Origin of the sequence: Citreimonas sp., assembly GCF_042096055.1 — a bacterium.
Lineage (GTDB): Bacteria > Pseudomonadota > Alphaproteobacteria > Rhodobacterales > Rhodobacteraceae > Citreimonas.
The window spans coordinates 1-4,460 of the sequence record NZ_JBELMH010000142.1; the positions used below are offsets into that span (position 1 = coordinate 1).

At 68.1% G+C, this 4,460-nt stretch carries 5 protein-coding genes; 4 read left to right on the forward strand and 1 reads right to left on the reverse strand.

What is annotated here, in order from left to right; genetic code table 11:
* Positions 1-1,582: excinuclease ABC subunit UvrB (uvrB, locus tag ACFDTC_RS17595; protein WP_375260177.1), on the reverse strand; the 1,582-nt coding region annotated here is incomplete at its 3' end.
* Positions 1,583-1,729: 147 nt separating this feature from the next.
* Between uvrB and ACFDTC_RS17600 the strand changes: the two genes are divergently transcribed.
* The 4 genes from ACFDTC_RS17600 to ACFDTC_RS17615 form a co-directional block, all read left to right on the forward strand.
* Positions 1,730-2,041, forward strand: coding sequence for an ETC complex I subunit (locus tag ACFDTC_RS17600; protein ID WP_375260178.1), 312 nt, complete (start codon positions 1,730-1,732; stop codon positions 2,039-2,041).
* Between the two features lie 64 nt (positions 2,042-2,105).
* Positions 2,106-3,029, forward strand: coding sequence for an MYG1 family protein (locus tag ACFDTC_RS17605; RefSeq protein WP_375260179.1), 924 nt, complete (start codon positions 2,106-2,108; stop codon positions 3,027-3,029).
* Positions 3,030-3,252: 223 nt separating this feature from the next.
* Positions 3,253-3,453: a hypothetical protein gene (locus ACFDTC_RS17610; RefSeq protein ID WP_375260180.1), complete on the forward strand. Its 201-nt coding sequence runs from the start codon at positions 3,253-3,255 to the stop codon at positions 3,451-3,453.
* A 21-nt stretch (positions 3,454-3,474) separates the two neighbouring features.
* A partial coding sequence (locus ACFDTC_RS17615) for a molybdopterin-dependent oxidoreductase (RefSeq protein WP_375260181.1) occupies positions 3,475-4,460 on the forward strand: 986 nt, incomplete at its 3' end.

Genomic DNA, 4,460 nt, shown 5'->3' on the forward strand with positions numbered 1-4,460 from the left:
CCAGCACGTCGAAGGCGCCGAGGCGCAGGTCGCGCAGGATCTCGATCCGCTCGATCGTGTCGATGTCGCTGTGCATGTAGCGCACGCGGATGCCCTGTTCGTGCAGGTACTCGGTCAGGTCTTCGGCCATGCGCTTGGTCAGCACCGTGGCGAGCGTGCGGTAGCCCGCCTGCGCGACCTTGCGGATCTCGTCCAGCAGGTCGTCGACCTGCATGTCGACGGGGCGGATTTCCACCTGCGGGTCGATCAGGCCGGTGGGGCGGATGACCTGTTCGGTGAAGACGCCGCCGGTCTGGTCCAGCTCCCACGCCGCGGGCGTGGCAGAGACGAAGACCGATTGCGGGCGCATGGCGTCCCATTCCTCGAACTTGAGCGGGCGGTTGTCCATGCAGGACGGCAGGCGGAAGCCGTGTTCGGCCAGCGTCATCTTGCGCCGGAAGTCGCCCTTGTACATGCCGCCGATCTGCGGGACCGAGACGTGGGACTCATCCGCGAAGACGATCGCGTTGTCGGGGATGAACTCGAACAACGTGGGGGGCGGTTCGCCCGGCGCGCGGCCGGTGAGATAGCGCGAGTAGTTCTCGATTCCGTTGCAGACGCCGGTGGCCTCGAGCATCTCGATGTCGAAGTTGGTGCGCTGTTCCAGCCGCTGGGCTTCCAGCAGCTTGCCCTCGCCCACCAGCTGGTCGAGGCGCTGGCGCAGCTCTTTCTTGATCTGGATGACAGCCTGCTGCATCGTGGGCTTGGGCGTGACGTAGTGCGAGTTGGCGTAGACGCGGATGCGGTCGAAGCCGGCGGTCTTCTCGCCGGTCAGGGGATCGAACTCGGTGATCGCCTCGAGCTCGTCGCCGAAGAACGACAGCTTCCAGGCGCGGTCCTCGAGGTGGGCGGGCCACACTTCGAGCGAGTCGCCGCGCACGCGGAAGCTGCCGCGCTGGAAGCCGTGGTCGTTGCGGCGGTACTGCTGCGCCACGAGATCGGCCATCACCTTGCGCTGGTTGTATTCCTTGCCGACATGCAGGTCCTGCGTCATCGCGCCGTAGGTCTCGACCGAGCCGATGCCATAGATGCACGAGACAGACGCGACGATGATCACGTCGTCGCGTTCCAGCAGCGCGCGGGTGGCGGAGTGGCGCATCCGGTCGATCTGCTCGTTGATCTGGCTTTCCTTCTCGATGAAGGTGTCGCTGCGCGGCACGTAGGCCTCGGGCTGGTAGTAGTCGTAGTAGCTGACGAAGTACTCGACGGCGTTCTCGGGGAAGAAGTTCTTGAACTCGCCGTAGAGCTGCGCGGCCAGCGTCTTGTTGGGGGCGAGGATGATGGCCGGGCGCTGGGTCTTCTCGATCACCTTGGCCATGGTGAAGGTCTTGCCGGTGCCGGTCGCGCCCAGCAGGACCTGGTCGCGCTCGCCGCCCATCACGCCCTCGGCCAGCTCGGCGATGGCTGTGGGCTGGTCGCCGGCGGCCTCGTATTCCGTGTGCATGACGAAGCGCTTGCCGCCCTCGAGCTTGTCGCGCGCCTTCACGTCGGGCGCGGGCGCGTGCATGATCGGCATCGTCTTGTCGGAATGGGCGTAGGGCATGGAGGCTCCGGCGTGGGATGCGCTTTAGGTGTCGTCTGCGCGGGGATATTCAAGTAGGTGCGGCAGGCGCGTCAAATGCCGCGGTCCCGCCCCCTTGCCGGGACGGGCGATTTCGGGAATAACGCCGCACTGTAACAGGAGGTCATCATGCGCGCACGCATCTACCGGCCGGCTCGGACGGCCATGTCGTCCGGACAGGCGAAGACGCGGCACTGGGTGCTGGAATTCGCGCCCGACAGCCCGCGATCGGTCGACCCGCTGATGGGCTGGACGTCGTCTAACGACACGCAGTCGCAGGTTCGCATGCGCTTCGACACGCAGGAGGCCGCGCTGGCCTATGCGCGCGAGCACGGCATCGACGCGCAGGTGTTCGAGCCGAAGACGCGCCGCGCCAACATCCGCCCCCGTGGCTATGCCGAGAACTTCTCGGTCGATCGCCGGGGTCCCTGGACGCACTGAGCCGCACCGACCGGCCGCATGGCGGGCCGAAGATCACCGTCCCGTCGCAGAACAGCAGGCCCCGATGACCGGCACCGTCACGCATCTCGTCACCCATTCCGGCGGCTTCCACGCCGACGAGCTTCTGTCGTCGGTGGTGCTGACGCGGCTGTTCCCGCAGGCCGCGCTGGTGCGGTCGCGCGCGCCCGAGTGGATCGCGCCCGGCGAGGGGCGCATCGTCTTCGACGTGGGCCGCGACTATGATGCCGAGGCGGGCATCTTCGACCACCACCAGCGCCCCAACCCGCTGCGCGGGGACGGTCGCCCCTATTCGTCCTTCGGACTGATCTGGAAGCATTTCGGCCGCGACTACCTGGCCGCGCTGGATGTGCCGGCCGGCGATGTCGAGGACATCCACGCCGCCTTCGACGAGGGCTTCGTCGTGCCGATCGACCTGATGGACAACGGCGCGATCGAGCCGTCGGTGGCCGGGCCGCTGGCGGGCATGACGCTGCCGGTGCTGCTGGAGACGCTGAAGCCGCCCTTCGACGACGCGGCAGCCGATTCCGACGACCGCGCCTTTGCCGTGGCGCTGCCGGTGGCGCGCGCCTTCGTCGAGGCCGCCGTGAACGGGCGCGCCGCCAAGCGCCGCGCCGAGGGCATGGTGCTGAAGGCAATCGCCGAGGCCGGAGAGTCGCGGGTGCTGGAGCTGCCGATGGGCATGCCCTTCCGCCCGGCGGTCGAGAAGGCGGGGGCGTCGCACCTGCTGTTCGTGATCCATCCGCGGGACAACGACTGGGCGCTGACCACGATCCGCAAGAGCGGCGACACGTTCGAATCCCGCGCCGACCTGCCGACCTCGTGGGCCGGGCTGACCGATGCGGCGCTGGAACAGGCGACCGGCGTGCAGGGCGCGCGGTTCTGCCACAACGCGCGGTTCATCGCGGTCGCCGAGACGCGCGACGCGATCCTGCGCATGGCCGACCTGGCGGTGGCCGAGGCCACCTGACCCAGCCCATACCGGGACGACCGCAGTGAAAAACACGCGCCGGTTGATCCGGCGCCCGACGCGCCATCGCCCTTGCCCGCAAGGCCCCGGCGCCCTGCCCGCCGCCCGCTGACCCGGCGGCATCCCGCGAACGGCCGAATTTTTTCGGAACATGATCGGGATGCGTCTTGTTCCTCCTCTAAGGGGGGACTCCGGGAACGTGCCTCCCAAGGGAGCACACGCCATGTCGAAATCCGAAAACCGCAAGACCGCAACCCGCCGCGACCTGCTGAAGATCGCGCCGCTGGCCGGGGTGGCCGCCGTCGCCGGCGAAGCCACCGGCGCGGATGCGGCCGCCGGCCCCGCGCAGCCCGACGACCACCGCCAGGTCCGGCTGGCCGACAGCGACCATGTCCGCACGTATTACAAGCTTGCCCGCCAGTAAGGCCGGAATGGGGAAACGCCGATGCTGAAAAGAAAAACCGCCACCCGCCCGACGCCGCGTCCCGCAATCCCGCGCGAGCCTGCCCGGGGGCAGCAATCCCGCCGCGATTTCCTCAAGGCCTCGGGGCTGGCGGGAATCTCGCTGGCGGGGATCACGGTCCAGCCGCGCAGCGTCCAGGCGCAGCTGGCGCCGCCCGACCAGCCCGACATGGTCCACCGCAAGACGATCTGCCAGTTCTGCTCGGTCGGGTGCTCGATGTGGGCCGAGGTCGAGAACGGCGTCTGGATCGGACAGGAGCCCGCCTTCGAGAGCCCGATCAACCAGGGCACCCATTGCGCCAAGGGTGCCGCGATGCGCGAGATCGCCATCGGCGAGCGGCGCCTGAAATACCCGATGAAGAAACAGGGCGGCGAATGGGTCCGCATCTCGTGGGAGCAGGCGATCTCGGAGATCTCCGAGAAGCTGCTGGACATCCGCGAGACCTTCGGCCCGGACAGCGCCTACTGGCTGGGCTCGGCCAAGTATTCCAACGAGCAGGCCTACCTCTTCCGCAAGTTCGCCGCCTACTGGGGCACCAACAACGTCGACCACCAGGCGCGGATCTGCCACTCGACCACCGTCGCGGGCGTGGCCAACACCTTCGGCTACGGCGCGATGACGAACACGTTCAACGACATCCGCAACTCGAAATCGATCCTGATCATCGGCGGCAACCCCGCCGAGGCGCACCCGGTGTCGATGCTGCACGTGCTGAACGGCAAGGAGAACGGCGCGCCGATGATCGTCGTCGATCCGCGGTTCACCCGCACGGCGGCGCATTCGGACGAATACGTGCGCATCCGTCCCGGCTCGGACGTGGGCTTCCTGTGGGGGCTGGTGCGCGAGATCTTCGCCAACGGCTGGGAAGATACCGAATACCTGTCCCAGCGCGTCTACGGCCTGGACCAGGTGCGCGCCGAGGTCGAGAAATGGACCCCCGAGGAGGTCGAGCGCGTCTGCGGCATCGC